This is a genomic window from Caballeronia sp. EK, assembly GCF_014384845.1.
GTDB lineage: Bacteria > Pseudomonadota > Gammaproteobacteria > Burkholderiales > Burkholderiaceae > Caballeronia > Caballeronia jiangsuensis.
In genome coordinates this window covers 663,025-689,889 of sequence record NZ_JACSUE010000004.1, presented here as the reverse complement: position 1 = coordinate 689,889, position 26,865 = coordinate 663,025, and the positions used below count along the sequence as shown (strand labels likewise).

General features: G+C 63.7%; 23 protein-coding genes and 1 rRNA gene. 6 read left to right on the top strand and 18 right to left on the bottom strand.

Translation table 11 applies throughout. The annotated features are described in order from the left end of the window. From IAG25_RS15410 to IAG25_RS15400, 3 genes are all read right to left on the bottom strand, one after another. Positions 1-106, bottom strand: a 16S ribosomal RNA gene (locus tag IAG25_RS15410); the annotation flags it as partial. A 419-nt stretch (positions 107-525) separates the two neighbouring features. Continuing rightward, a complete protein-coding gene (locus IAG25_RS15405; protein WP_187605602.1) occupies positions 526-900 on the bottom strand; it encodes a DUF4148 domain-containing protein in 375 nt (124 codons plus the stop codon). A gap of 372 nt (positions 901-1,272) precedes the next feature. Further along, positions 1,273-3,660, bottom strand: coding sequence for a penicillin acylase family protein (locus IAG25_RS15400; RefSeq protein WP_375336525.1), 2,388 nt, complete (start codon positions 3,658-3,660; stop codon positions 1,273-1,275). A gap of 224 nt (positions 3,661-3,884) precedes the next feature. Between IAG25_RS15400 and IAG25_RS15395 the strand changes: the two genes are divergently transcribed. Beyond that, positions 3,885-4,253: a nuclear transport factor 2 family protein gene (locus tag IAG25_RS15395; protein ID WP_222946503.1), complete on the top strand. Its 369-nt coding sequence runs from the start codon at positions 3,885-3,887 to the stop codon at positions 4,251-4,253. 10 nt (positions 4,254-4,263) lie between these two features. Here the strand turns inward: IAG25_RS15395 and IAG25_RS15390 are convergent, their stop codons facing one another. Continuing rightward, positions 4,264-4,434 (bottom strand): hypothetical protein, encoded by a 171-nt coding sequence (locus tag IAG25_RS15390; RefSeq protein ID WP_187605600.1) that lies wholly within the window; start codon positions 4,432-4,434, stop codon positions 4,264-4,266. Positions 4,435-4,625: 191 nt separating this feature from the next. Between IAG25_RS15390 and IAG25_RS15385 the strand changes: the two genes are divergently transcribed. The 5 genes from IAG25_RS15385 (at position 4,626) to IAG25_RS15365 (ending at position 9,988) form a co-directional block, all read left to right on the top strand. Then, positions 4,626-5,321: a phosphatase PAP2 family protein gene (locus IAG25_RS15385; RefSeq protein WP_187605599.1), complete on the top strand. Its 696-nt coding sequence runs from the start codon at positions 4,626-4,628 to the stop codon at positions 5,319-5,321. Between the two features lie 162 nt (positions 5,322-5,483). Further along, the gene (locus IAG25_RS15380; RefSeq protein ID WP_187605598.1) at positions 5,484-6,440 is read left to right on the top strand and encodes an HlyD family secretion protein; all 957 of its coding nucleotides are present in this window, start codon (positions 5,484-5,486) and stop codon (positions 6,438-6,440) included. Continuing rightward, positions 6,437-7,381, top strand: a complete 945-nt coding sequence (locus tag IAG25_RS15375; protein WP_187605597.1) for an ABC transporter ATP-binding protein — start codon at positions 6,437-6,439, stop codon at positions 7,379-7,381. Before IAG25_RS15380 ends, IAG25_RS15375 begins: the two co-directional genes overlap by 4 nt. Further along, positions 7,378-8,538, top strand: coding sequence for an ABC transporter permease (locus IAG25_RS15370; RefSeq protein WP_187605596.1), 1,161 nt, complete (start codon positions 7,378-7,380; stop codon positions 8,536-8,538). Before IAG25_RS15375 ends, IAG25_RS15370 begins: the two co-directional genes overlap by 4 nt. Before the next feature lie 10 nt (positions 8,539-8,548). Further along, on the top strand, positions 8,549-9,988 hold the full coding sequence (locus tag IAG25_RS15365) for an efflux transporter outer membrane subunit (RefSeq protein ID WP_187605595.1): 1,440 nt from the start codon (positions 8,549-8,551) through the stop codon (positions 9,986-9,988). Here IAG25_RS15365 and IAG25_RS15360 read toward each other — a convergent pair. The 14 genes from IAG25_RS15360 to IAG25_RS15295 all read right to left on the bottom strand — a co-directional run bounded on the left by IAG25_RS15360 (position 9,981) and on the right by IAG25_RS15295 (position 26,863). Next, positions 9,981-11,510 (bottom strand): class I adenylate-forming enzyme family protein, encoded by a 1,530-nt coding sequence (locus tag IAG25_RS15360; RefSeq protein WP_187605594.1) that lies wholly within the window; start codon positions 11,508-11,510, stop codon positions 9,981-9,983. The two genes, IAG25_RS15365 and IAG25_RS15360, sit on opposite strands and share 8 nt — an antisense overlap. Positions 11,511-11,561: 51 nt before the next feature. After that, on the bottom strand, positions 11,562-12,464 hold the full coding sequence (locus tag IAG25_RS15355; RefSeq protein ID WP_187605593.1) for an SMP-30/gluconolactonase/LRE family protein: 903 nt from the start codon (positions 12,462-12,464) through the stop codon (positions 11,562-11,564). Between the two features lie 15 nt (positions 12,465-12,479). Then, on the bottom strand, positions 12,480-13,424 hold the full coding sequence (locus tag IAG25_RS15350) for a 3-hydroxyacyl-CoA dehydrogenase (protein ID WP_187605592.1): 945 nt from the start codon (positions 13,422-13,424) through the stop codon (positions 12,480-12,482). A gap of 27 nt (positions 13,425-13,451) precedes the next feature. Further along, positions 13,452-15,551, bottom strand: a complete 2,100-nt coding sequence (locus IAG25_RS15345; RefSeq protein ID WP_035510630.1) for an ABC transporter permease subunit — start codon at positions 15,549-15,551, stop codon at positions 13,452-13,454. A 10-nt stretch (positions 15,552-15,561) separates the two neighbouring features. After that, entirely contained in the window at positions 15,562-17,073 is a 1,512-nt protein-coding gene (locus tag IAG25_RS15340; protein WP_187605591.1) for a sugar ABC transporter ATP-binding protein, read from the bottom strand. 21 nt (positions 17,074-17,094) lie between these two features. Then, positions 17,095-18,222, bottom strand: a complete 1,128-nt coding sequence (locus tag IAG25_RS15335; RefSeq protein WP_035510627.1) for a sugar ABC transporter substrate-binding protein — start codon at positions 18,220-18,222, stop codon at positions 17,095-17,097. A 43-nt stretch (positions 18,223-18,265) separates the two neighbouring features. Beyond that, on the bottom strand, positions 18,266-19,036 hold the full coding sequence (locus IAG25_RS15330) for an N-acyl homoserine lactonase family protein (protein WP_187605590.1): 771 nt from the start codon (positions 19,034-19,036) through the stop codon (positions 18,266-18,268). Positions 19,037-19,050: 14 nt separating this feature from the next. Then, positions 19,051-19,983 (bottom strand): 3-keto-5-aminohexanoate cleavage protein, encoded by a 933-nt coding sequence (locus IAG25_RS15325; protein ID WP_187605589.1) that lies wholly within the window; start codon positions 19,981-19,983, stop codon positions 19,051-19,053. Positions 19,984-19,998: 15 nt separating this feature from the next. Beyond that, entirely contained in the window at positions 19,999-20,805 is an 807-nt protein-coding gene (locus tag IAG25_RS15320; protein WP_187605588.1) for an SDR family oxidoreductase, read from the bottom strand. 36 nt (positions 20,806-20,841) lie between these two features. After that, positions 20,842-21,555 carry a GntR family transcriptional regulator gene (locus IAG25_RS15315; RefSeq protein ID WP_035510615.1) on the bottom strand — a complete coding sequence of 238 codons (714 nt, stop codon included), beginning with the start codon at positions 21,553-21,555 and terminating at the stop codon, positions 20,842-20,844. Positions 21,556-21,736: 181 nt separating this feature from the next. Next, positions 21,737-23,656: a hybrid sensor histidine kinase/response regulator gene (locus IAG25_RS15310; RefSeq protein WP_187605587.1), complete on the bottom strand. Its 1,920-nt coding sequence runs from the start codon at positions 23,654-23,656 to the stop codon at positions 21,737-21,739. Further along, positions 23,653-25,377 (bottom strand): ATP-binding protein, encoded by a 1,725-nt coding sequence (locus IAG25_RS15305; protein ID WP_255503718.1) that lies wholly within the window; start codon positions 25,375-25,377, stop codon positions 23,653-23,655. Before IAG25_RS15305 ends, IAG25_RS15310 begins: the two co-directional genes overlap by 4 nt. After that, a complete protein-coding gene (locus IAG25_RS15300; RefSeq protein WP_187605586.1) occupies positions 25,374-26,438 on the bottom strand; it encodes an anti-sigma regulatory factor in 1,065 nt (354 codons plus the stop codon). The genes IAG25_RS15305 and IAG25_RS15300 overlap by 4 nt, the downstream gene beginning before the upstream one ends. Next, the gene (locus IAG25_RS15295) at positions 26,423-26,863 is read right to left on the bottom strand and encodes an anti-sigma regulatory factor (protein WP_035510608.1); all 441 of its coding nucleotides are present in this window, start codon (positions 26,861-26,863) and stop codon (positions 26,423-26,425) included. The genes IAG25_RS15300 and IAG25_RS15295 overlap by 16 nt, the downstream gene beginning before the upstream one ends. Positions 26,864-26,865 lie beyond the last annotated feature (2 nt).

Below are 26,865 nucleotides of genomic sequence, written 5' to 3'. Positions count from 1 at the left end.
CCGTTCGCCACTCGCCACCAGGGTTGCCCCCGTGCTGCCGTTCGACTTGCATGTGTAAGGCATGCCGCCAGCGTTCAATCTGAGCCAGGATCAAACTCTTCAGTTCAAACCTGTTACTGTTTTTCGGTTCCGTTAGAAACCGGTCGCTCACTCAACGTTCTGACGATGATTGTTCATCTTAAAGATGAAAAACCTTCCTCTGATACTTCGTGTGAGACTCTTGATACTTTTGCTTGTTGTCTCAGCCCCAAAAGACTGAAACCGCACTCGCTATCAAGCGCCCACACTTATCGGCTGTTAGTTTTTAAAGAGCACATCGCAAGACATTCACTACCTCAACTTCCGTCTTGCGTCGCTGCATCAGCAGCAGAGAAACGAGATTATGACGGGCCGATGATCTCCTCGCAAGCCCCCCACGCAAATTATTTTCTGAAGCCGCAAGTGCACGTCAAAAACTTCAATGCGGAGATTGCGAGCGTGGAAAGCCTTTACCGATCTTTCCACGCTCGATAATCGCCCGACGACTCAACTTCCAAAGAACGGCGTGCAGAATCCCGCAGGCCCGACGCACTCCGACGACGGCATCGAACCATGCTTCATCGACATCGGCGTGCGCATCGAGCCGGATCCGGAAGATGCGCCGCCGGCACTCGTGCCGCCGTAGGCTTCGTTCGTTGCGTTCGCATTCTTTTGTGCAGCGACCTTCGCTTCCGCGGCCTGAATATCGGCGGGATAGTCGGCTTGCTCTCCCATGGCGGGCGAATAGCCGGCCTGTTCGAGCTGGACCAGCTCGGCCTTCACTTGTGCGCGCGTCAGCGGAGCGTTCTGGCTCTGCGCGAAAACAAACGTGGGCGCGGCGACGACGGCGAGGGAAACGACAAATTTGGCGATGGCGTTCATGATGTTCACACTCCGACAGAAAAGGTTGACCGGATCGCACGCGATCCACGAACCTCATCGAACGCACAGGGCCCTTGCGCGGCTTCGACTCACTCGATCCAGGTTTCAAGCGTAGAGGCTTCGATTGGTTAACCCGGACATGCCGCGATCTATTCCCACGCCGACGCACGATTTGCGTCGAACGTAAGTCGGCGTCGAAGGAAGTGAAGGATGGGAGCGCGGCGGACGAACCGGATGAGGAGTCCGGCAAGGCGCCAGCCAGCGCCCGTCCACCGCGATCGAATTGTGACGCAAGCCGCCGCGAAGATCATCGCTGCTCGCGTTGAAGATGCCTTGCCGATCTCGCAACAATGACGTCCGCGAAGCCGATGCTCAATGCGCGTCCGGCACGAGATGCACGCGCTTCTCGGTCGCGGCTTCGACGGCCGAGCGCGAATACAGCAACGGAAAGTACTGTCCGTCGAGCCACATCTGCGCGAGATCGCGGTAATGCGGGTTATCGGGGTCGCCCGATTCGCCCGGCAGATTCACCGCGCGCGAGTTGTCCCAGTTGCCGACATCGACGACCACACGAAACGAAGGCCCGTTGGTCTCGCGGAAATCGCTCGCACGATAGGTCGACTGGTTCGGCGTATAAGCGCTGCCTCCCTTTCCGATAGGCCCGACGTTGAGCTTCGCGCGCATATCCGCATCGACGACATCGGCCAGAGGATGCGCGTTCAGGTTCGTCTGGAGCTTGCCCCATTGCCACTGGCTTGCATCGTCGCCTTGCAGATGCCGCATTTCACCGTAGGCATCCCGCAGACTCGAAAGCAGAACCGCATCGCGTCTGGCTTGCGCGTTATCGCCGAAACGCGCTTCAGGATGTTCGAGCGTATCGAGCATCACGGCCGTGTCGGGAGCACCGAACGACGATGCCGCGTTCTTCGGCAGCACCGCTTCCTTGAACGTGCGTCCGAGATGGCGCGACAGCCACACTTCTTCGAGCGCGGCTTGCGGTGAATCCGCGCCCATGTGCGCATCCCAGCCTTTCAGCATCGCGAGTGCGGCGCGTGTGTCTTCGTCATCGCTCGAAAGCGGTGCGAGCAATGCGACGAGCCTGCGCGCCGGAATCGAAACGATATCGTTCTGCAAGCGCTCTGAATCTTCGATCGACACCTTGGGCAGCGACTTCAACACCTCGTCGATACGCTGATGCCGCGAGCCGTTGGTCCACTCGAAACCGAGCTTGCGCTCGGCATACGGATAACCCGCCGGCAGATTCATTTCATTCGACGTGGTGAAATAGGCTTGCGCGGGGTTATAGACGGAGGGCATCGCGTCGCGCGGCCAGAAGCCCGCCCATTCATAGCGGCCATCGCCGGGCACGGGCATGAGGCCATCCCAGTTCGGGCGTATCGGCGCGAGTCCGCTCGGCACCCAACCTATGTTGCCGTCCTTGTCCGCGTAGACCTGATTGACGGTCGGCGCGCCCCAGGTCGCAAGCGAAGCCTTGAATTGCGCGTAATTCTTCGCGCGCATGTAGCGCATCGAATCGAAGTACGGCGACATTCCCGGCGACAGCCACGCCGTGCGCACCGCGAATGCGCGATGTTTGCTTTCTTCCGTATAGATCACGGGCCCGTGACGCGTGAACAGCAATTCGGCGTTGACGGGCGATCCGTTGCGCACCGCGATCTGCTCGTGCACTACGCGCATCGGCTCCCACTTGCCCTTGTATCGATACTGCCGTGGATTCGCCGGGTTCAGCTCGTACACGTAGAGATCTTCCTGATCGATATTGAAGATCGTGAGACCGTAGGCGATCGAACCGTTATGACCGATCGAAATACCCGGTGCGGAAGGTTCGCCCGCACCGATGATATCGAGCGTTGGCGTGCTGATCTGCTGGATGTACCGAAGGCTCGGCGCCGCGTACGCGCGATGCGGATCGTTCGCCATGATCGCGCGCCCCGTTGCCGACTTCGATGGTGCGATCACCCAGTTGTTGCTGCCTTCGGTGACTTCCTCGGGATTGTCGGCGGCGGCGATCAGTGTCGTCGATGCATCCGCGCTTTTCATCGACTCTTTCGTCACGCGCACGCCTTGCGTGGCGAGCGTGAAGACCTTGAGGACATCGTCGGGGAGACATGGATCGAGGCCGGCAGGCATCTGGGCCTTCCACTGCGGCTGAAGGCCGAAGCGCAAAGCATCCGCATCGAGCGAACTCTTGCAGGCCACGCGCGCACGCGCGACTTCACTCGTCAGGTTTCGCGTGAGACCGTGACTGCGAATGCGCACGATGTCGTCGGCATTCCATTTCGCCGGCCAATAGCCGATCTTGCGAAATTCATAGGGCATGCGGTCCGGATGCGCCGCGAGCCAGTCGATATACGCGTTGACGCCTGCCGCGAAGCGCGTCGCGGCAGGCTTTGCATCGGGACCATAGCGCTGCCATTCGGTCGCCATGTCGCCACGATAGAGAAAGAGCCGCGTGGCCTTGTCCTGCTCCACGTAGGCCGGGCCGAATACTTCCGAGAGCTCGCCGAGTCCGCGTCTGCGCCAGAGATCGATCTGGAACATGCGATCGCGTGCCGCATTGAAGCCTTGCACGAAGAACGCATCGCTGTCGTTGGCCGCGTAGATGTGCGGTACGCCCCAGCGGTCGATCAGAATGTCCGATGGCTGTGAGAGCCCCGCGACGGCAATCGTTTCGTCCGCGGGCGCATCAGCGAGCGCGACTTGCGCCGCAAGCGGCCCGAACAGCGATGCGCCGATCATCAGCGCAAGCAGGCGTTGACCCTTTCTTCCCTTCATCGTGGCGTCTCCGTTGTTATCGATGTCAATTCACGCGGATATCGCAATGTTATGCGAATGCTGCAAACGCGCAAAGGTTACATCCGGATACGCCAATTGGAAAATGATGTCGAGCGATAGCATCTTCATTCGTCGACATGGTAATGGCGCAAACGAAGAAGCACGCGCCGTGACAAAGGAGATACCCGATGACCATCCCTGATCCGATATCGATAGCGAAGCGCGTCTATGATGCTTATGTCACGAAAGACCGTGATGCGATCGAAGCACTCGTCGCAGACGATTTCCACTTCACGAGTCCACGCGACAATCGGCTCGACCGGGCGACCTACTTTGCGCGATGCTGGCCGAATTCGCGCACGATCGCCGAATTCACTTTCGTTCATCTCGTGCGCGACGGAGAACATGTGTTCGTCACCTACGACCTGCGCATGAAGGACGACAGCGCGTTTCGCAACACGGAAGTTCTAACCATTCGTGATGGCAATCTCATCGAAGCCCAGGTCTTCTTCGGATGGATGATTCCGCACGAAGCATCGGAAGGCAGATCGCTTTAGACGCGGTATGTCATTCGTTCTGGCGCGGCTGCTCCTGCAAGGCCGCGTCGCGGATGACTTCCGCAAACTTCTCCAATGCCTGCAGCGGACCACTCACGCTGTTGTATTCCTGGTTGCCGATCCGGCCTTCCAGCACCACCGAAAAGCCGCAGTCCTGCGCGATCTTTAGAAGAGTATCCATGTCGCTGTCGAATTCGCCTCATTGCAGTATCGGCGAAGCACACGCGATGCCTGCCCACGCGTGCGTCCTACTCTCATCGTCCCGCTTGCTTGCGTTTGTCCGACGAGTTATGCGAGGCGGCGCACTAACAACGTGCGCTCGCACTCGTACGCTTTTCATCGAATGTTCATAAATGGACGGAGAAGTGTCGCGTGAATGCTTTTGACACGTCGATCCAGACCTGGCTCGTGCATATTGCGGCCTCGTCCGTCATTTTTACTCATGCCGTCCACGCGATTGCCGATTTTTACCTAACGAAAGGCGTCCTTCCACTGGCGATTCTCTGGGCGATCTGGTTCAAGGCCGGCGACTCCCAGCAATGGCGACGCGAGATGGTCGTCGCCATTCTCATGTCGGGCTTCATTGCGTTTCTGCTCGGCAGACTCGCTGCGCTCGCGCTGCCTTTCCGACTGCGCCCCGTCTACGATCCGAATATTCACCTGACCTTCCCGTTGACGAGCGAGACGGGCAGTTTTCTGCGCATGTGGAGTTCCTTTCCCAGCGATCATGCCGCCCTGTGGATGGCTATCGCAGCAGGCATCTTTCTCGTCTGGCGATGGATCGGCGTACTCGCGATCCTGCACTGCATCATCCTCGTGTGCCTGCCGCGCGTCTATCTCGGGCTGCACTATCCGACCGATGTGATCGCGGGCGCGGCCATCGGCGCGGTCTCGGCATGGATCGTCACGCGCGCCCCGCTGCGCTCGCGCTTTGCGCCGTTTTTCGTGCGGTTCATGGAACACTGGCCCGCCGTGGGCTACATGCTCGCGTTCCTGTTCTTCTTCGAACTCGCGACCATGTTCGACGAGCCGCGCCTCATCGCCTCTTTCATCGTCAAAGCGCTCTAAACGCCACGCCAGGCGTCTCGCCGGCGCCGTCCTCTCCTATCCTTGTCTTGTACGCAGGAGCGTGCGTCCCACGCACCCACCGCTTGACAGTAACGACTCGACTCGTTTATTGTTTGGTACACCAACCAAGACACTGAACGATACCTGATCATGGAGCGCGCCATGAGCCGCATGACCGGCATAACCTTCTATCTTCTTTTCGCCGTGGCACTCGCGGCGTGCTCTCATCAGGATCGCGACGTCTATCAAGGCTACGTCGAAGGAGAGTTCGTCTATCTCGGCTCGTCGCAATCGGGCAAGCTCGCCGCGCTCTCCGTCTCGCGCGGGCAAACGGTTAAAGCGGGCACGGGCACGTTCGCGCTCGAATCCGTCGATGAAACCGCCGCGCTCGATCAGGCGCAACGCCAACTCACCGCCGCGCAGTCGCAACTCGAAGACATCCTCACAGGCAAACGCGCGCCGGAGGTCGCTTCGGTGCGCGCGCAACTCGCGCAGGCGCGCGCGAACGCCCGCAAGGCCGCGTTGCAACTGAGCCGCGACGAGGCGCAGTTCAGTGCCGGCGGCATCGCCAAAGGGCAACTCGACGATTCCCGCGCCAATGCCGATGCCGCCGCCGCGCAAGTGCGCGATCTCGCCGAACAGGTCGATATCGCACGCTTGCCCGGCCGTCCCCAGCAGATCGAAGCGCAGCGCGCACAAGTGGCCGCCGCGCAGGCGTTCGTCGTCCAGGCTCAATGGAAAGTCGATCAAAAACGTGTCGAGGCGCCGGCGGACGGGCTCGTGTACGACACGCTCTATCGCGTCGGAGAATGGGTGCAGGCGGGCACGCCCGTCGTGCAGATGCTGCCGCCGCAGAATGTGAAGGTGCGCTTCTTCGTGCCGGAGAACGCGGTGGGCGGTCTCGCGGCGGGGCGCGCGGTATCGATTCATTGCGACGGCTGCGCGGAAGACGTGGCCGCGAAGATCACCTACGTGTCGAATCAGGCGGAATACACGCCGCCCGTCATCTATAGCAACGAAAATCGCGCGAAGCTCGTGTTCATGGTCGAGGCGCATCCTCAACCCGCCGATGCGGCGAAGCTTCATCCCGGCCAACCCGTCGCGGTGAGGTTGCAATGAAGGCGCAGGACACGCCCTACGTCATCGACGTACACAATCTCAACAAGCGTTTCGGCGACAAGCATGTCGTCAACGATGTGTCGTTGCAGGTCGCGCGCGGCGAAATCTTCGGCTTTCTCGGTCCGAACGGCAGCGGCAAGACGACCTCCATCCGCCTGATGTGCGGCCTGCTCACGCCCGATTCGGGTAGCGGCACATGTCTCGGCTACGACATCGTGCGCGAGAGTGAGGAGATCAAGCGCAACGTCGGCTATATGACGCAGCGCTTCTCGTACTGGGAAGACCTGACCATCCGCGAGAATCTCGACTTCGTCGCGCGCATGTATCAGATGAAGAACCGCCGCGAAGCCGTGGATCGCGCACTCGAAGCGCTGGGCTTGCAGAGCCGCGCGAAGCAACTGACGGGGTCGCTCTCGGGTGGATGGAAGCAACGGCTCGCACTCGCCGCATGCATGTTGCACGAGCCGAAACTGTTGTTGCTCGACGAACCCACCGCGGGCGTCGATCCCACCGCGCGCCGCGACTTTTGGGAAGAGCTGCATCGTCTCGCTGCGAAAGGCATCTCCGTGCTCGTCAGCACGCACTACATGGACGAAGCCGAGCGCTGTCACAAGCTCGCGTATATCGCTTACGGCAAGCTGCTCGCGCAAGGCACCGCGAACGAAGTCATCGCGTCGCAGAATCTCGCTACGTGGAGCATTCACGGTCAGCATCTCAGTGCGCTCTCGGAGCGCTTGCGCAAGACGCCCGGCATCGACCAGACGGTCGTGTTCGGCTCGGCGCTGCATGTGAGCGGCAGCGATCACGCCGCGCTCGAACAGGCCGTGCGTGACGCGACGAAAGACGGCGCAACCCAAGCGGAGCGCATCGAAACCGGGCTGGAAGACGTCTTCATCTATCTGATGAGCCACTCGACCGACAACTTCAAGGTGACGTCATGACAGCGCGCGGTGGCCTCGCACTGTTCGCGCGCTTCTCCATCACGCGGTGGTGGAGCATCGTGATCAAGGAGTTTCTCCAGCTACGGCGCGACCGCATCACGTTCGGCATGATCGTGGGGCTGCCGATCGTACAGCTCGCGCTCTTCGGCTATGCGATCAACACGGACCCGAAGCATCTGCCGACAGCCGTGATCGTCGGCGATCAGAGTCCGTTTTCGCGCAGCTTCATCGCCGCGATGGAGCACTCCGACTACTTCGATATCGTCGAAACACTGCCCGACGACGAAGCCGGCCGCCGCGCCCTCGCGCAAGGCCGCGTGCTTTTCGTGCTCGACATTCCCGCCGACTTCTCGCGCAAGCTGTTGCGCGGCGAGCGGCCCGCGCTGCTCGTCGAAGCCGACGCCACCGATCCGAACGCGGTCAGCAAGGCGAGCAATTCACTGTCCGCGCTCGTGCAATCGGTGGCGAGCAAGGACCTCACCGGTCCGCTCGCGCGTTTGAATGGCGGGCCCGCCGCGTTCGACGTGCAGGTCCACAACCTCTATAACCCCGAAGGCATCACGCAATACAACGTCGTGCCGGGTTTGATGGGCGTGATCCTCACGATGACCCTCGTGATGATGACGGGCCTTGCCATGACGCGCGAACGCGAACGCGGCACGATGGAGAACCTGCTCGCGACACCCGTGCGCCCCGTCGAAGTGATGACGGGCAAGATCGTGCCCTACGTGTTCATCGGCCTCATTCAGGCGACGATCATTCTCGGAGCCACGCGCTTCGTGTTTCATGTGCCGTTCGTCGGCAATCCCCTCGCGATCTATCTCGCCGCGCTGCTGTTCATCGCCGCGAATCTGACGGTGGGCATCACGCTGTCGTCGCTCGCGCAAAATCAGCTTCAGGCGATGCAACTGACCATGTTCTACTTCCTGCCGAACATCCTTCTTTCGGGCTTCATGTTTCCGTTCGCGGGCATGCCCGCGTGGGCGCAGTTAATCGGCAATCTTCTGCCGCTCACTTACTTCAACCGCCTGATACGCGGCATTCTGCTCAAGGGCAGCGGCTGGGCGGACCTATGGCCTTCGGTCTGGCCGATGGCGCTTTTCACCGTGATCGTGATGTGCATTGCGCTGCGCTTCTACCGGCGCACGCTGGATTAGGGAGACGTCGATGAAACCGCTTCTTTCCCTTTGCGCGCTCGTGTTGTGCGGCTGCACGGTCGGCCCCGACTTTCACGCGCCCGCGCCGCCCGAGACGCAGACCTATGTCAAGACTTCCGTCGCGATGCAAGGCTTTCCCGCCATCGATCATGCTTTGCCGCGCTGGTGGACGCAATTCGGCTCCGATGCGCTGAACCGTCTCGTCGATCGCGCATTGAACGACAGCCCGACGCTCGAACAAGCTCGCGCGAAGCTTCTGCAAGCGCATGAAGACTATCGCGCGCAAGCCGGCGCGACATACTTCCCCGCCGTCGATGCCTCGCTTTCCGGCACGCGTCAAAAGGTGGACCCCGCCGCGTTCGGCGTGCCCATTCCGAGCCCCGGTCCTTTCACGCTCTACGATGCATCGGTCAGCGTGTCGTACACGCTCGATGTCTTCGGCGGCGAGCGGCGCGCGCTCGAAGCGTTGCGTGCGCAAGTGGATTACCAGTCCTTCGAACTCGACGCGGCGCGTCTTTCGATCGCGGGCAATGTCGTCGCGAGCGCGATCCGGCGCGCTTCATTGCAGCAGCAGATCACGCTCACCGAGCGCCTCGTCGATGCACAGATGAGGCAGTTGTCGATCATGGAAGGCCGCCTGCAAGCGGGCGGCGTCGCATCGTTCGATGTGCGCAGCCAGCGCACGCTCGTCGAGCAAACGCGCGCGGGTCTGCCATCGCTCGTCACGCAGCGCGATCAGGCCGATCATCGGCTTGCGGTGCTGCTCGGCGTCGAACCGTCCGTCGCCGATTTCGATGCGATCACGCTCGATTCGCTGCGTCTGCCGGACAGCGTTCCGCTCACGCTGCCTTCGACGCTCGCACGCGAACGTCCCGATATCCGCGCATCCGAGGCGCTGCTGCATCAGGCGAGCGCGAATGTCGGCGTGGCGACGGCCGATCTCTATCCGAAGTTCTCGCTGTCGGCGGGCGTGGGAAGCCAGCGCACGAATATCCACGACATGCTCAACAGCCTGAACGTATGGAATGTCGGGCTGAATCTCACGCAGCCGCTGTTTCATGGCGGCGAACTGCGCGCGAAGAAGCGATCGGCGGAAGCGGCCTACGATGCAGCCATGCAAGGTTATCGACAAACCGTGCTGGAAGCCCTACAGCAAGTCGCCGATAGTCTGACCGCGCTACAGAACGACGCGAGCACCGTGCAGGCGCGCGAGATCGCGGCGAGCGAAGCACGAGCGAACCTCGATACCACGGGCGCGCGCTATACGGCGGGCGGTGTGAGCCGCTTCGATCTGCTCGACACGCAACGTCAGGCGCTGCAAACGCAGCTCGATTACGCGGTCGCGCAAGCGAATCGCTTGTCAGACACGGCCGCGCTCTTCCAGTCGCTGGGCGGCGCCGGCGAGGACACGAAAGGCGCGATCGAGCCGGTTGCATCCGCGATTAACTAGCGAGCATTCCGAGCCGATGCTTGAGCACCTTGCCGCTCGCGGACACCGGCAGCGCATCGAGAATGCGGATCGTCGAAGGCCGCTTGTACGGTGCGAGCCGTGCGCTTACCCATTGAGCGAGTTCGCGCTCGTCCGCCATGCAACCCGGCCTCAGTTCGACGAACGCGAGCACGTCCTCGTTGCCCACCGCGCTTCGCCCGATCACGGCGGAATGCAGCACGGCAGGGTGACTGTTGAACGCCTGCTCCACTTCGGCGGGATACACGTTGAAGCCAGAACGGATGATGAGTTCCTTGCTGCGTCCGACGATATACAGATTGCCGTTCTCGAAGCGCGCGAGATCGCCGGTTTTGAGCCAGCCGTCGGCGGTCACCGTCGCCGCTGTTTGTGCCGCATCGCGGTAGTAGCCGAGCATCACGTTCGGGCCGCGAATCCACAATTCGCCGGTATCGTCGGCGTCGTCTGCTTGCGCGAGCGGCACGATGCGCGCCTCGACGCCCGGTATCAACGGACCGACGGAAGAATCGTGCGCGGGCGCATCGAGCAATGTGTTCGACACGGTCGGACTGCTTTCGGTCATGCCGTAGCCGTTGTGCAAGGGCACGCCGTAAAACGCTTCGGCAGCGGCCTTCAGCGTCATGTCGAGCGGCGAGCCGCCGCAATAGACGAATCGCAGCGACGGCGCATTCAGCCCGCCGCGCGGCGTGAAATGATCGATCAGCTTCGCGTGCATCGCGGGCACGCCCTGAAAGATCGTCATGCGTTCTTCGCTGAGTACGCGTCCCGCGCGCTCGGCATCGAAACGTGCCGCGAGCCGCAGCGACGCGCCCGCATGGAGCGAGCCGAGGCACATGGACGCAAGCCCGAACACATGCGAGATCGGCAACGCGGCATAGACGCGATCGCCGGAATTCACGCGGCGCAGCGTGCTCGATACCGCCGCGACGAAGAGCAGATTGCGATGCGACAGCATCACGCCCTTCGGTGCGCCCGTCGTGCCCGTCGTGTAGATGAGCGCCGCGCATTGCTGGTCCGAAGGCAGGCCGTGCGGTTCTTGCGTGGAAGCATTATCGACGGCACTCAGCGCGAACGCGCCGATCGGCGTTGCGTCGAGCGATTCGATCGCGGCGCCGTCCCGTTGTGCATGACGCGCGGCATCGTCGGATGCTTCGACGGTATAGAGCGCGATGCGCGGCGTCGCATGCGCGCGGATCGCATCGAGCTCGACAGCGGACAGGCGCGCATTCGCGACGAGCGCCCATGCATCGAGACGACTCGCGGCAAAGAGCGATGCGACGAGCGCGACGCTGTTCTCGCCGATCAGCATCACGCGATCGCCGGCTCGCACGCCCGCCGCTGCAAGACGCGCGGCGAGCGCATCGACGGCATCGTCGAGTTGCGCATACGTCAGCGTGCGCGTGTCCTCATGCAACGCGATGTGATCGGGATGCGCCTGCGCGCCGCGCGAGACGATCGCGTCGATGCGCGCGGGCAGCGACGCGATGAGCTTGTTCGTATCCATATCGGGCGATACCGTTCGTGACCCTGAGGCCCGAATGATAACGCTCATGCATCAACCCGCGAAACGCGGCTCCGGAATGCCACGCACGCCGAGGCCCGTCACCGCGAACAAGCCGCCCTTGTCGCGCTCCTTCTGCGGAATGCCCCACATCGGGCGGCCCATCGTCGATACATAGAGGATGTCGAGATTCGGTCCGCCGAACATCACGCTCGTCAGATTCCGCACGGGGAACGGCACGATGCGATCGAGCTTGCCGTCGGGCGCGAAGCGCAGAATGCGGCCGCCAAACACGAGCGCGGACCAGACATAACCTTCCTCGTCTACGGTCGCGCCATCGAAGGTGCCGGCCATGTCGTGCGCGGAGACGAACAAACGCTTGTTCGTTGCCGCGCCGGTTTCGATGTCATAGTCGTACGCGTACATCTCCTTGCTGTATGTGTCGGTGAAGTAGAACGTCTTGTTGTCGGGGCTCCAGCATGGGCCGTTCGAACAACTGATGCCGCTGTCGAGGCGCGTGACCTTGCCATCCGTATCGAGCCGGTAGAGTCCGCCGCTGCGCGTCGAGCGCTGGCCGCGATCGGCATCGTAGCGATCGAAGTCGTAGGACATCGTGCCCGCGACGAAGCGGCCACGCCGATCCACCTTGCCGTCGTTGAAACGCGTCTCGGGATCGTCGCTTTCCGGGTCGGCGATGAACTGCACGGTCTGCGCGTCGAAGTCGTAGAAATGCAGGCCGTTGGCGAGCGCGACCACCGCGCCGCCTCGCTCGCGCAAGGCCATCGAGCCGATATGACGCGGCACGAAATAGCGCTTCACGTCGCTGCCGTCGGCACGGCAGCTATAGATCTCCGCCGCCGTGCTGTCGATCCAGTACAAACGCTCCTCCTTGACGTCCCAAAGCGGCCCTTCTCCGAGATGATTGTTCGCATCGACCAGCAAGCGTACTTCGGGCATCGTCGTCTCCTTGGGTTAGGCTTCACCGTCCTTGTCATTGCGCCGATGCGCGAGCAACGCCATCAAACGGCGATCGCGCCAGCGGCTGCGTTCCTCGATACGCTCGCGCGGCAAGACGGCACGGCGCTCCGTATCGAGCTTATCGAGCGTGTCGGCGGGCCAGTCGAACGGCTTGCGTCCCGATGCGATCGTGCGATATGTGCCGCCGTAACGCGCCGCGTAATCGGCCACGCCGCCGGGCGCGTTCAGGTCGATGGTTTCGAACGGACCCATGAACGACCAGCGCATCGCGAGCCCGTCGCGGATCACGGTGTCGAGATCGGCGGCGCTCGCATAGCCTTGCTCGTAGAGACTCAACGCTTCGTCGAGCAGCGCGCCTTGCAGTCGATTGAGCAGAAACCCCGAAATCTCCCTGTTGACGGTCACGGGCTTTTGTCCCGCTCGTTCGTAGATGGCGCGGGCGCGTTCCACCGTGTCATGCGAAGTCCACGGCGCACCGCACAACTCGACGAGCGGCACGAGCGACGGCGGATTGACCGGATGCGCGACGAGACAGCGCGCGCGGCCTTCGATACTTTCCGTGAAGGTCGATGCGGGCAAGCCCGACGTCGAACTCGCGAGCAGCGCATCGGGCTTCGTCAGGCGGTCCAGTTCGATGAACAACGCGCGCTTCGCCCCAACCACTTCCGCGATGTTCTCCTGCACGAGATCCGCATCGGCGACGGCATCGGCGAGGCTTTCGCATGTGGTGATGCGCGCGACGATCGCATCGACGGGTTCATCGATCAGATCGAAGGACGCGAGATCGTCCAGGCTTTCGCGGATCGACGGAATCGCACCGCCGAGCATCTCCTTCGATGCATCGTGAATCTTCACGTCGAAGCCGCTCTTCGCGAACACGATCGCCCACGCGCGGCCGATGCGGCCCGAGCCGATCACCGCAATGTTCTTCGCTTGCATCTGTGTGTGATCCTCATTCGAGTTGGTTCAGCCTTTCTTGTCCCGCAACGTGATGACAGCGGCCAGCACGACGAGCCCGTTGATGATGTCCCGCACCGCGGGCGGCACGGTGGTGCCCGCGAGCAAGGTCCCGAGCGCCGTGAGCAGCAGCGCGCCGCCGAACACGCCGAGATAGTGCCCGCGACCGCCCGTGATGAGCGCGCCGCCGACCACGACCACGGCAATCGAAGGCAACAGATAAGGGTCGCCCATGCCGAGAAACGCCTGCGAGCTGAACCCCGCGAGCAGCAGACCGACGATCGCCGAGCAAAGACCGGAGAGGCAATAGACCGCGATCAACGTCGTGCCCACGCGCACGCCCGAGAGCTTCGCGGCGACAGGCGAATTGCCGACCGCATACACACGACGCCCGAACGGCGTGCGATGCAGCAGCACCAGCGCGATGACGAGAAACACCGGCACGCTCCACGCCGCGAGCGACAGCGGCCCGACTCGTCCGTTGGTGAATTCGCTGATCGCCGAGGGCGACCATCCTTGCGGCGAACCGTTGCAATAGATCAGCGTGAGACCCTGCAGCAAGCCGTTCGCGGCAAGCGTGACGACGATGGGCGGCAAGCCGAGCATCACGACGCCCACGCCGTTGAACACGCCGACGAGCAGGCCGACGAGCAGCACCACCGGCACCGCCCACGCGGCCGCGCCGTTCATGCCGTGCGTGAGCCCCGTCAACAGCACGCCGGATAGCGTGATGAGCCAGGGCATCGAAAGATCGAGTCCGCCCGTCAGAATCACCGCGCCCTGCCCCAGGCCGAGAATCGCGAGAAACAAGGTCAGCGTGAGCAGGCTCGTGTAGAAGTTCGCGCTGACGAGCACGCCGGGGCCGTAGACGAAGCCCGTGATGATCACCACCGCGAAGAACAGCAGATACGCCGGAACGACATACTTGACCCATTCGCGATTGCGTTCGATCCAGTCCGCAATCGGGCGGCCCTTCAACTCCGTATTCTCGACCGGACGAAAGTCATCGACCTCGAACGTGACGCGTCGCGCGTGAGTGTCGTCGCGCGCGCGTGTTCCGGTTCGTATCGCCTTGAACCACTGCGCGGCGTGACGCGCGCATTCGTTCGCCGCCGATTGCTTGCCGATCGACGAACCGAGCACCGCGAGCATCAGGATCACGGCTTCCGCGATCGTCGTGAAAAACGCCGACACGTTCAGCACGAGCAGGATGTTCACGGTGATCATGAGCGTCATCGCGGCGAACACGGTGCCGACGCAGCCGCCGCGCCCGCCGCCGAGCAGCGTGCCGCCGAGCACGACGGCGGTGAACATCGAAAGCAGCAAGGGACGGCCGACGAGCGGATCGGCGGAACCTGTCTGCGCCGATACATACAGGCCCGCCGCCGCGTAGAACATGCCCGCGAGCGCGTAGGTAGAGATGCGATAGCGCGTGACCGGCATGCCGTTCGCGTATGCGCCGTCCGGATCGCTGCCGAGCGCATAGAGACCCACGCCGAAGCGGGTGCGCTTGATGAACGACCAGATCAGCAACGCGAGAATCAGCAGGGCCGCGGACATCGGCATCTTGTCGGGGATCAGATCGGCCGTGAGCACCGCGCCGAACTGGTCGCCGACGCTGCCGCCCGGCTTGTTCTGGATCAGCAGCGTGAGGCCCTGCACCATGAACATCGTCGCGAGCGTGACGACGATCGATTGCAGCCGAAACCATGCGATCAGCGCGCCGTTCACGAGGCCGATGCCGCCGCCTATCGCGAGAATCAGCGCGGCGCCCGCCCATTGCTCGACGGGCGATCCCTGCACGAAGCGCACCGCGAGCACGTTGGCGAGCGACACGACCGCCGACGCCGACAGATCGAAACCGCCCGACAACACGACGATCGTCTGACCGATCGCCGCGAGCGCGAGCGTGGTCGCGCTCGAAATCACCGAGCCGATGTCGTAGAGCCCGACGGGCGTCGCGGACAGCGCGACCCATCCGGCGAGCATCGCGAGCAACGCGCTGATCGCGATGATGAGCCCGCGATGATGATCGATGCGCGCGCCCCAACCCACGCGCGCGCCCGGCCGCACGACCTCGCTATCGGGCGACGCAACGGCTATCTTCATGAGCAACCTCTCAACTGGAAAGCATCTTGCGCATCACGTTCTCTTCGGTGAGCGCGTCGCCGGTCAGTTCGCCGACATTGCGGCCGCGATACATCACCGCGACGCGGTCGCATACGTTGACGAGTTCGGGCACATCGGTCGAATAGAACAGCACGGAGCCGCCCGCCGCCGCGAACGCGCGCATCAACACGAAGATCTGATGCTTGGTGCCGACGTCGATGCCGCGCGTCGGATCGAACATGAGCCACACGCGGCTTTGCGTGAGCAGCCACTTCGCCATCGCGATCTTCTGCTGATTGCCGCCCGAGAACGACAGACAAGGCTTGTAGAGCGCGCGCGGATTCACCTCCATCTGCGCGAGCGAGCGGCGTATCGCGGTCTGCTCGCGCTTTCGATCGATGAGGCCGAAGCGCGAATAGCGGCCGATCACCGGCAGCGACACGTTCTCGCCGCCGGGCAGGCGCAGAAACAGCCCTTCGGTCTTGCGATCCTCCGGCAGGAAGCTCGTCGATACGCCGGCCTTCAGCGAATCCGCCGTGCAGGTGAGCGTGACCGGCTTGCCGTCGATGCGTATTTCGCCATCGTCGATATAGGTCGCGCCGAAAAGCGCCTCGAACAATTCGCGCTGCCCCATGCCCTGCAGTGCCGCGATGCCGTGCACTTCGCCGGGCTTTACGGCGAGATCGAAATCGGTCACCACACCATCGACGCGAACATTGCGCGTCTCGATCGCCGGCGTCGCGTCGCTTATCGCGGATGCGACCTTCGGCGGATACTTCGCCTCCATCGAGCGGCCGATGACGAGGCGGATCACTTCGTCATCGGAGATATCGGCGGCGTCGAATGCGCCCACGTCGCGGCCATTGCGATACACCGTGAGGCTGTCGCAGAACTCGCGCACTTCCTGCATGCGATGCGAGATGAACACGAAGGTCACGTCGCTCGCCTTCAGTTCGTCGATGCGCCTCGAAAGCCACGCGACATCGCGGCCCGACAGCGCCGAAGTCGGTTCGTCGAGCAGCAGCACTTTCGGGCGGCGCACGATCGCCTTCGCAATCTCGATCTTCTGCCGCACCGGCAAGGAAAGATCGCGGATATACGCGCCCGGACGCACATCCGGCAGTTCGAGCCTGTCGAGCCATTCCGCCGCCTGCCGCTGCGCGTCGCGCTGTTTGATGCGCCCGAGAAAGCCCGTCGGCTCATACGACATCAACAGGTTTTGCGCGACCGTGAGATCGCGCACGAGCGTCATCTCCTGAAACGCCGTCTGCACGCCCGCGCGATGCGCGTCCTTCGGGCTCTTCATCGTTACATCGTTGCCCATTACGCGGATGCTGCCCGCGTCGGGCTGCATCAACCCCGACAACAGCTTGACCGTAGTGGACTTGCCCGCGCCGTTCTCGCCGAGCAGCGCATGCACCGCGCCGCGTTTCACCGAGAACGACGCGCCATCGAGCGCGACGGTCGCTCCGAAGCGCTTCGTCACCTTCGACAGATCGATCGCCAATGATGCGTCGTTCATCGTCATGCCTCGATCCCGGTCTCAGTCCTGATTACCCGTCAGCGCCGCGTTGAAGCCCACTTCCTTCGTGTCTTCCGAGTAGATGTCCGCGAACCAGCCCGGCGGCACCTTATCCGGCGGGAACGCGGTGCAGCCCGCCTTCAGTTCGTCGATGCTGCCGGTCTTGCAAAGCTTCGACTCCGAGGTCAGCACGAGCGGAAGCTTCAGTGTCACGCGCGCCGGAAAGTCGCCGCCGTCGAGCTTCTTCACGGCCATCTTGAGCGCCATCGCGCCGGAGTACGGCGGCGCGCCGTAAGAGATCGAGCGATAGCCGATCGAGCGATAGCCGCCCTGTCCCTTCACCTCACCCGGCGGCAGCATCTGCACGCGATGCCCGTTCGACGATTCGCCCGCGCACGGCTTGATCTTGTCGTCGGCGATACCGGCTTCGAGCTGCATCGACGCCGCCGTGAAGCAGCCCACCTGCATCCACAGGCCGTCGATCTTGTCCCAGCTATTCGTCGCGAGAATCTTCGAAAGCTCGGTCTTCGCGGTCGCCTGGCTCCACATGCCCGTGCCTTCCGCGACGATCTTGATGCCGGGGAACTTCGCGAACACGGCCTTCGCCGCTTCGGTGCGCGCGCGGTCCACGGACGTGCCCGGCACGCCCGTGATCATCACCACGTTGCCTTTGCCGTTGAGCGTCTTGGCGAGCCATTCGGCGGTAACGGTGCCGGCCTGATGCTGATCGATCGTCACGTTGTGCGCGCACGGCTCGGTCACCTCGCCGTCATACGCCGCGACGACGACGCCCTTCGAACACGCATTCTTGATCGCGCGATTGAGCGCCGTCGGCGAGATCGGATAGATGACGATGGCCTTCGCTCCGGCCTGCACCATCGAGTTGATCTGCTGGATCTGCTTCTGCGCATCGGTGCCCGCGACCTGCACTTCGAGATCGACCTTGTCCTTGAGGGCGGGCGTATTGGCCATCGCCTTGACCATGTTCGCGGCTTCCGTCTGCCAGTCGTTGCCGACATAGCTCATCGACAAGAAGATCTTGTACTTGCCGGCCGCGTGCGCCTGGCCCGAGACGGCGAGCGCCGCCGCGAACGCGAGGCCGAGCGCGGCCCGTCCCGCATGACGAATCGACTGCGTCAATGCTTTCATGTCTTCCTCCGGTCTTCGTATGGTTATGAAGCGGGCGCTTCCATCAACGGACGTGCGGCAGACGAGCGCTCGCGGGCAAGGCAATGCCTGCACTGCCGGGCACGACGTTCGGGTCGTGTCCGGGTATGACGAAATCGGCGATCTGGCGAATGCGCGAAAGCGAGCCGATCTCCGCGAGCGTTTCGTGCACGATGCCCACCGGCACGAGATCGACGATGTTCTCCATGCAGTTCGCGCAATCGCCCGCGATCAGCACGACGCCGTATTCCGTATCGACCGCGACGGACTGATGTCCCGGCGTATGGCCCGGGGTCGGCACGACGCGCACGCCGGGCACGATATCGGTCACGCCATTCACGAACTGCCAGCGAAAATACGCGAGCGGCTCGCGGCCGATCAGGAACTCCTGGTAATACGTGGCCTGCGTCGGCAGCGGATGGCCCGCGTATTCCCACTCCGCCGCCTGCACGATGAAGCGCGCATTCTTGAAGAGCGTATTGCCGCCGGAATGGTCGTAATGCAGATGCGTGTTGATGACGATATCGACGTCGTCCGCGCTCCAGCCGACATACTCCTTCAATGCGCGTTCGAGCTTTTCTTCCGGCGCCTGATCGCATGGGCACACGAAGTTCGAGACCCAGCCCGGATCGTGAATGCCGGTATCGACGACTATCTTCTTCTGCGCGCCGACGATCGCCGTCGACCACACGGGCACCTTAATCTGCTGGCCGAAGTAGCGGCCATACACCTGCGACGAGCGATCGACGGTGAGCCAGCCCGTCGGCATCGCGACTACTTTCAGCCTCGCGTTCACGATGCCCTCCGTCGTCAGAAGTTGGTGTCGCTCGCGCCTTTCAGCTTGAGCATCTCGCGCGCTTCGGCGGGCGTTGCGATATCGAGCGACAACCCTTCGATCACCTGGCGAATCTTCTTCACTTGCGCCGCGCTCGATTCGGCGAGTTTGCCGGGCTCGATCCACAGCGAGTCTTCGAGACCGACACGCACGTTCGATCCCTGCGCCACGCCGATCGAACCGAGCGGAATCTGGTTGCGGCCCGCGCCGAGAATCGACCACACGTAGTCCTTGCCGAAGAGTCGATCCGCGGTGCGTCTCATATGCGCGAGGTCTTCGGGATGCGGCCCGATGCCGCCCAGCAGGCCGAACACGCTCTGCACGAAGAACGGCGGCTTCGCGAGCCCGCGATCGACGAAGTGCGCGAGGTTGTAGAGATGCGAGATGTCGTAGCACTCGTACTCGAAGCGCGTGCCGTTCGCGCTGCACGACGTCAGGATGTACTCGATATCCGCGAACGTGTTCTTGAACACGAGATCGCGGCTGTTCTCCAGATGCTTGCGTTCCCACTCGTGCTTGAGGTCCTTGAAGCGCTCCAGCATCGGATAGAGGCCGAAGTTCATCGAGCCCATGTTGAGCGACGCGACTTCCGGTTTGAAGTGATGCGCGGGCTTCAGTCTCTCCGCGACCGTCATATGCGGACTGCCGCCCGTCGTGATGTTGATGACCGCATCGGTATTCGCCTTGATGCGCGGCAGGAACTCCTGAAACACGGCGGGATCTTGCGTCGGATGACCGTCGTTCGGATCGCGTGCGTGCAGATGCAGGATCGCGGCGCCTTCCTTCGCGGCCGCGAGCGCCGCATCGCCGATCTGTTGCGGCGTGACCGGAAGATGCGGCGACATCGACGGCGTATGGATCGCGCCCGTCGGTGCGCACGTGATGATGACCTTGCGTTTCGTTGCCATGTGATCCTCGTTGTTTTAAAGGACTTCCACGTTGCCGCACACCGAGATCGCCTGCCCCGAGATGCCACTGCCCGCGGGCGAGCACAGAAAGAGCGCGGTGGCCGCGATTTCCTCGGGCGTGGTCATGCGGCGCAGCGAAATCTTCGCGAGATACTGCTTCTCCATCTCTTCATACGGCAGGTTCAATTGCTTCGCGCGCGCGGCGATCACGCGCTCGATGCGCGGTCCTTTCACGATGCCCGGCTGTATCGCATTGACGCGTATGTTCGACGGCCCCAGTTCGATCGCGAGGCTCTTGGTCATGCCGACGACCGCCCACTTCGTCGCGGCATAAGGCGTGCGAAACGCGTAGCCGAGCCGTCCCGCGACGGACGACAGCGCGATGATCGTGCCGCCGCCATGTGCGTCGCGCAGCATCGGCACCGCGCGGCGCGCGAAGTAGAACTGCGCGTTCAGATTCACGTCGATGGTCTCTTCCCACTCATTCACGTCGAGTTCTTCGATGCCGCCCGTCGGCCCCGCGATGCCCGCGTTGTTCACGAGCACGTCGAGCCCGCCGAGTCCGCTCTGCACATCGGCGAACACGCGCTCGACTGCTTCCTTGTCCGATACATCCGCGAGCGTCGACGTGATCGCGTTGCACTCCGCGCTCGCTTCGGCTTTCGTCAGCGCATCGATCGCGTCGGGGCTCGCATCGCAGACGTGCACACGCGCGCCCGCATCGATGAACGCGCGCGCGATCACGAGGCCGATGCCCGATGCGCCGCCCGTAATGAGCACGCGCAGGCCCGCGTGCGGTTTCAGCATCTGAAGAACCGTCATGCATGTCTCCTTTTCTTGTCGTCGTTGCCGTGCAGATCAGGCGCTTGCTTCGTTCGACATGTCGCCGCCTTGCAGGCGTTCCTGCAAATCGGCGGCGGCATCGCCGATGTCTTCCTCGATGCCCGCGCGCGCGCCTTCGCCGTCGCCTTTCCAGAGCGCTTCGACGATATGGCGATGCGCGGCCATCGAGCGGCGCATATGAGGAATGTCGGGTGCGACGAGATTCAGGAACGGACCGATGCGCATCCAGAGGTTCTGGATCGTCGCAAGCGTGAGATCGCTCGCGCCATGCGTGTAGATGGCGATATGAAATTCGAAGTTGCTGCGCAGATACGCGGGCACGTCGCCGGCTTCGACATGCGCGTCCATCGTGTCGAAGATCGACTGCAAGGCTTCGAGATGCGCGCGGGTCATGCGCGACGCCGCGCGCTTCGCGACCGCCCCTTCCAGCGCGATGCGCACGTCGCGCAATTCATCGAGCAATTCGAGCGTCATCGGCGGGACCATCAGCGCGCGGCCGGGGCCATCGATCAATGCGCCTTCGGCCTGCAAACGCGTGAGCGCGGCGCGCACCGGCATGGTGGAAGAGCCGACCGCCTCCGCGACGCTGCGCAAGCTCAGCAACTGTCCGGGCGCGAAGCGGCCCGTCATGATCGCCTGCCTCAGTTGCGCATAGACGCGGCCGGCCATCGTTTCGCGTGCAACCAATTCGAGCGCGGGTAAATCCGTCGTCGAGCGTGTCGCCACCATCTTGCCTCCGTACTTTCGTTCGGCTGCCGTAAGGGTTCGGTCCGTGTGACCTGTGATCACACCGGTATGGCTAAAGTTTCGGACGCGCGACCGCGTGAGTCAACCTCGAATTGCTAGGTGAAAACGCTGATGCCGGAATCGGCAGCGCGGTGCGGCGGTGCAAGATACTTCGATATCCTGATTATGCGAACTTCGCGGACACCGCGCGCTGAATCTCCGCGAACGCGACCGGCTTCACGAGATGATGATCGAAGCCCGCTTCTTTCGAGCGCTGGCGATCGTGCGCCTGGCCGTATCCCGTCACCGCGATCAGCAAGGCGTCGGCGGTTGCGGGGCGCATGCGCATCTCGGCCGCGAGGCTATAGCCGTCCATCCCCGGCAAGCCGATGTCGAGCAGCACGATCTGCGGCACGAAGACATCGGAGAGCGCGAGCGCTTCGATCGCATCGTGGGCCGTGCGCACATCGAAGCCGTCCGCTTCGAGCAGCAGCGCCATCGCCGTGGCGGCGTCCACGCTGTCGTCGACGAGCAGCACGCGCTTGCCGCTCGCCACGCTCACCGGCGCATCGCCTACGCCCTGCACGGCCACTTGCGCATCCAGCGCGAGCGGCAGCCACACGACGAACTCGCTGCCCGTCTGCGGTCCCGCCGAGAACGCCTCGATGCGCCCGCCCTGCAATTCGACGAGCGTCTCCGCCAACGGCAGGCCGATGCCGAGCCCGCCTTCCGACCGTTCGAGCGAGGTCTCCGACTGCACGAAGAGATCGAAGATATGCGGCAGCATGTCGGGCGCGATGCCGATGCCCTTGTCGCGCACGACGATGCGCACCTCATCGCCGAACTGCTCGGTCTCGATCGCGATCTCGCCCTCTTCGGGACTGTACTTCGACGCATTCGACAGCAGATTGGCGAACACCTGCGAGAGCCGCACGTTGTCGCCGAGGATATAGAGCGGCGCATCCGGCTGCTTCACGGTCAGCGTATGGCGCTTGCGTTCGAGCGCGGGCTGCACGGTCTCGATGGCCGCCGCGATCGCCACCGCGAGATCGACCGCTTCCTGACGCAGCGTGATCTTGCCCTGCGTGATGCGCGCGACGTCGAGCAGATCGTCGACGAGACGGCTCAGATGCCGCACCTGCCTGTCGATGATCGCGCGCACGGTCGCGAAGTGCTGCACGGACGGCTCGCGATGCGGATCGAGCAAGTCCACCGCATTGCGGATCGGCGCGAGCGGATTGCGCAGTTCGTGCGCGAGCATCGCGAGAAATTCGTCCTTGCGGCGGTCCGCTTCGCGCAGCAGCAGTTCGGCGGCCTTGCGCTCGGAGATGTCGTTGACGATGCCCGCGATGCGATACGGCCGCGCCGGATGCCCCGCCGCGCCGCGCACCTGAAACGCGCGCTCCGCCACCCAGCGCGGCCCGCCGCTCGCGCGCACGATGCGATATTCGACCTGGTACGGCGTGCCGTTCGCGAGCAGTTGCCGATACGCATCGGCGACATGATCGCGGTCCAGCGGAAGAATATCGCCCGACCAGTGATCCGGTCCCGGCACGGGCGCGGGCGCGCCGCCGCCCGTATCGAAAAGATGCGTGTAGGCGGGGCTCACATACAGCAGTTCGCCGGATGCGGGATCGAGCATCCAGAACACATCGTCGATATTTTCGGCAAGCTGACGAAAGCGCTCCTCGCTTTCACGCAGCGCGTTTTCCGCGAGCCGCGCGCGCAACAAGGCGCGCACGTGCGCGATCAGCTCGGCCGGTTCCACGGGTTCGGTCAGATAGCTGTCCGCGCCGCCTTCGAGACCGCGAATGCGATCGAGGCTATGCACCGCCGCCGCCGAAGTCTGCAACACGAGCGTGCTCGCGGTATCCGCCGACGCCTTGATCTGCCGGCAGACTTCGAGCCCGTTGATGTCGGGCAGCTTCACGTCGAGCAGCACGAGATCGGGCGCATCGGCGCGCACGCGTTCCAGCGCGGCGGTGCCCGTCGCCGCTTCGATCACGTGAAAGCCCGCGCGCGACAGGATGCGCGTTTTCGCATAGCGGGCGCCGTCGTTGTCATCGACGTTGAGGATCAGCACCTCGCTCCAGTCGCTTCTCATGATGGTCCCTTGCCCGTCACCGCGTCCAGCACGCCCGGCAGCGCTCGGCCGCCGACCGGCTTTTCGATGAACACGGTCGCGCCGAGCGCCTGCGCTTCGTTGCGATCATTGGCATCGCCGAGCACGAGGATCGGAATGCTGCGCGTCGCGGCCTGCGCGCGCAGCGCGGCGAGCCAGATCCACGCTTCCGATGGCGCGGGGCGCACGGCGAGCAGGAGCGCGGCGGGCTGCGTGCGCGCGAGCAGGCGGCCGGCTTCGTCGAGCGTCGCGGCGCTCATCGCACGATACGACGAATCGCGCAGCGCGGCCTCGCAGTCGAGGCGCTCGACCGGATTGCTCGCGACGATCAGCACGGCGGGCCGCGTATCGCTTGCCGCATGATGCGCGGCGTCGAAGTCCGCGCCGTAGTGAGCGGGAATCGTCGCGCTGAAGGTCGAGCCGCGCCCGACTTCGCTCTCGAGCGAAACGTCGCCGCCGAGCAGCTTGCAGAGCTTGCGGCACAGCGGCAGGCCGAGCCCCGTGCCTTTCACGTATTGCTGAAGCCGGTTCTCGACTTGCCCGAACTCCTCGAACACCACTTGCTGATGCTCCGGCGCGATGCCGATGCCCGTATCGCTGACGGCAAACGTGATGAGGCGGCGCGCCTCGTCGTAGCTCGCGGCGACGCGCACTTCGCCGCGCTCGGTGAACTTGAGCGCGTTCGACACGAAGTTGCGCACCACCTGCGCGACCTTGGCTTCATCGGTGCGGATGGGCGGCAGGCCTTCGCACGATTCGAACACCAGCTCCACCGCGCCGCCCGGCGACAGCGGCCGCAACATGCCGCGCAGCGCCGAAAACAGCGTATCGACTTCGAACTCGGCCGGACGCACTTCGATCTTGCCCGCCTCGATCTTCGCGAGATCGAGCAGATCGTCGACCGTCTCCGACAAATCCTCCGCGGCCTTGCGGATGAAGCGCACCTGCTTTTCCTGCTCTTCCGTCAGTTCGCCGTCGATACGGTCGAGCAGGAGCTTCGACAGCGCGCGGATCGACGAGAGCGGCGTGCGGAACTCGTGGCTCATGTTCGACAGAAAGCGCGACTTCGATTCATCCGCGCGCCGCAGATGATCCGCGCGCGCATCGAGTTCCGCGTAGAGCGCGACGACGCCGCGATTGGTGTCTTCGAGTTCGCGCGTGAGACGCGTCAATTCTTCCTGACGCTCGCGCAGATCGGCGAGCGCGGCGATCAGCTCGCGATTCTGGCGCTGCAATTCCGCCGCCGTGTCCGCGCCCGAATGACGCGAGAGCGCCTGGCCGACCGCCTGCATGTCGCACGCCACGCCATCGGGCAAGGCCTTCGCGAGTGAGATCGACGTGACGCCGTCCGCTTCGTCGGCGATCGCGCATTGATCCATCAGACGCTGCGCCGCGAGCAGGCCGAGCGCGGCTTGCGAGTCGTCGCTGCGCATCGCGCGCAGACGCTCGCCCGCGCCGGCGCCCGCCAGAAAACGCACGACGAAGCGGCGCGGGCGCGTGGCGTGATCGATCAGGAATTCGGCGCGCGCCGGCTGCCCCGCGGTCAGCACCGTGCGCGCCGCTTCGAGCACGGAGGTCGAGATGCGCGTCTGGTCCTGCGGCGAGAAGCCGAGCGCCGCGCTCGCATCGCGCGCCTTCACGCGGGCCGCGACCATGTCGCGCTCGTCTTCGATATGCATCGCGTAGAGCGGCTGCGTCATCATGCGCCTCCGTTCACGCGGGCAACGAACACGGTGACATCGTCGCTGCCGCGCGAGAAGTCGCGATACAGCACCGCCGCGACGAGCGCCGGATGCCGCATGGCGAGACCCGGATAGCGCGCGAGATCCCAGCGCGACGCGAGCCCGTCCGAATGCAGCACGACGAGCGCGTCCGGCGGATACGGCACGTCGAACAACTGCGCGCGCCGCGCCGCATGGCCGACGATGCCGCTGTGCGACACGAGATGCCTGTGCGAGCTTTCCGTCCACACGCTCGCCGAGATATTGCCGATGCCCGCGAATGAAACCGGCATGCCCGCCATCGACGCGAGCGCCGGCATGCGCGCGATGCCGACCGCCGCGCCGCGCGTCGGACGCAGCGCGCCGTTAGCAACCTCCATGATGCGGTCGAGCGGCTGATCGCCGTTTGCGGCGAGCGCTTTCGCCGCTTCGATCGCCGCGACATTGGCGAGCGGACCGTGACCGAGACCATCGGCGACGAGCACGGTGAATTCGCCCTGATTCGTATGGCATGCCCACGCATCGCCGCTGACGGTTTCTGTTTGCAGCGGCAGATTCACGACGCCATAGGTCAGTTGCGCGGCAGGCACATTCACCGCGCCCGGCGCATTCCAGAACACGACGCGCAGCACGGTGCCGCGTCCCGGCGCGCTCCAGATGTCGAGCTCGTCGGACAGGCGCTCGATCGCGCCCATGCCGGTGCCGGGGCTGCCGGCGGTCGTGTAGCCGTCCTCGAAACAGCGATGCAGATCGTGGATGCCCGGCCCATTGTCGATGCACAGCACTTCGATGCCGTAGCGCTGGGGCGCGCCCGCGCCTGCATCGACGAGCGGCCGCATCAGCAGCTCGCCGCGCTCTGCGTGCTTCAGCAGATTCGTGCCGCATTCGGTGACGACGATCGCGAGCTCGCCCGCGGTCGTCTCGTCGAAGGCGAGGCCGCGCGCGAGTTCACCGATCGAGCGCCGCGCATAGGCGATCTGGCTCGCCTCGGCGATCTCGAAGCGCTGCTGCGCGGCCATCGATTCCTTCAGAACGGTTTCCATTTGGTGATCGAGACGTGCGTGCCCTCGCCTGGTGCCGAGCGGATGTCGAATTCGTCGCACAGGCGTTTCGCGCCGCCGAGACCGAGGCCCAGGCCGCTGCCCGACGTGAAGCCATCGGACAGCGCGCGCTGGATATCCGGAATGCCCGGGCCGTTGTCGACGAATTCGAGTGTGAGGCCGCGGCGGCCGTTGCGCTCGACTAAATAGCAATGCACGTCCCCGCCGCCGCCATAGATGAGCGTGTTGCGTGCCAGCTCGCTCGCCGCCGTCACGAATTTGGTCTGATCGATGAGAGACAGGCCTTGCGCGACCGCTTTTTCCCGCACGAACTGGCGCAGCCGCACGATCTGCTCGTCAGACCGGATCGGCAGCGTGTCGGGCGGCGAAGTGGAGATCGGCGCGGCTGTGGAGTTATAGATCGTCATGG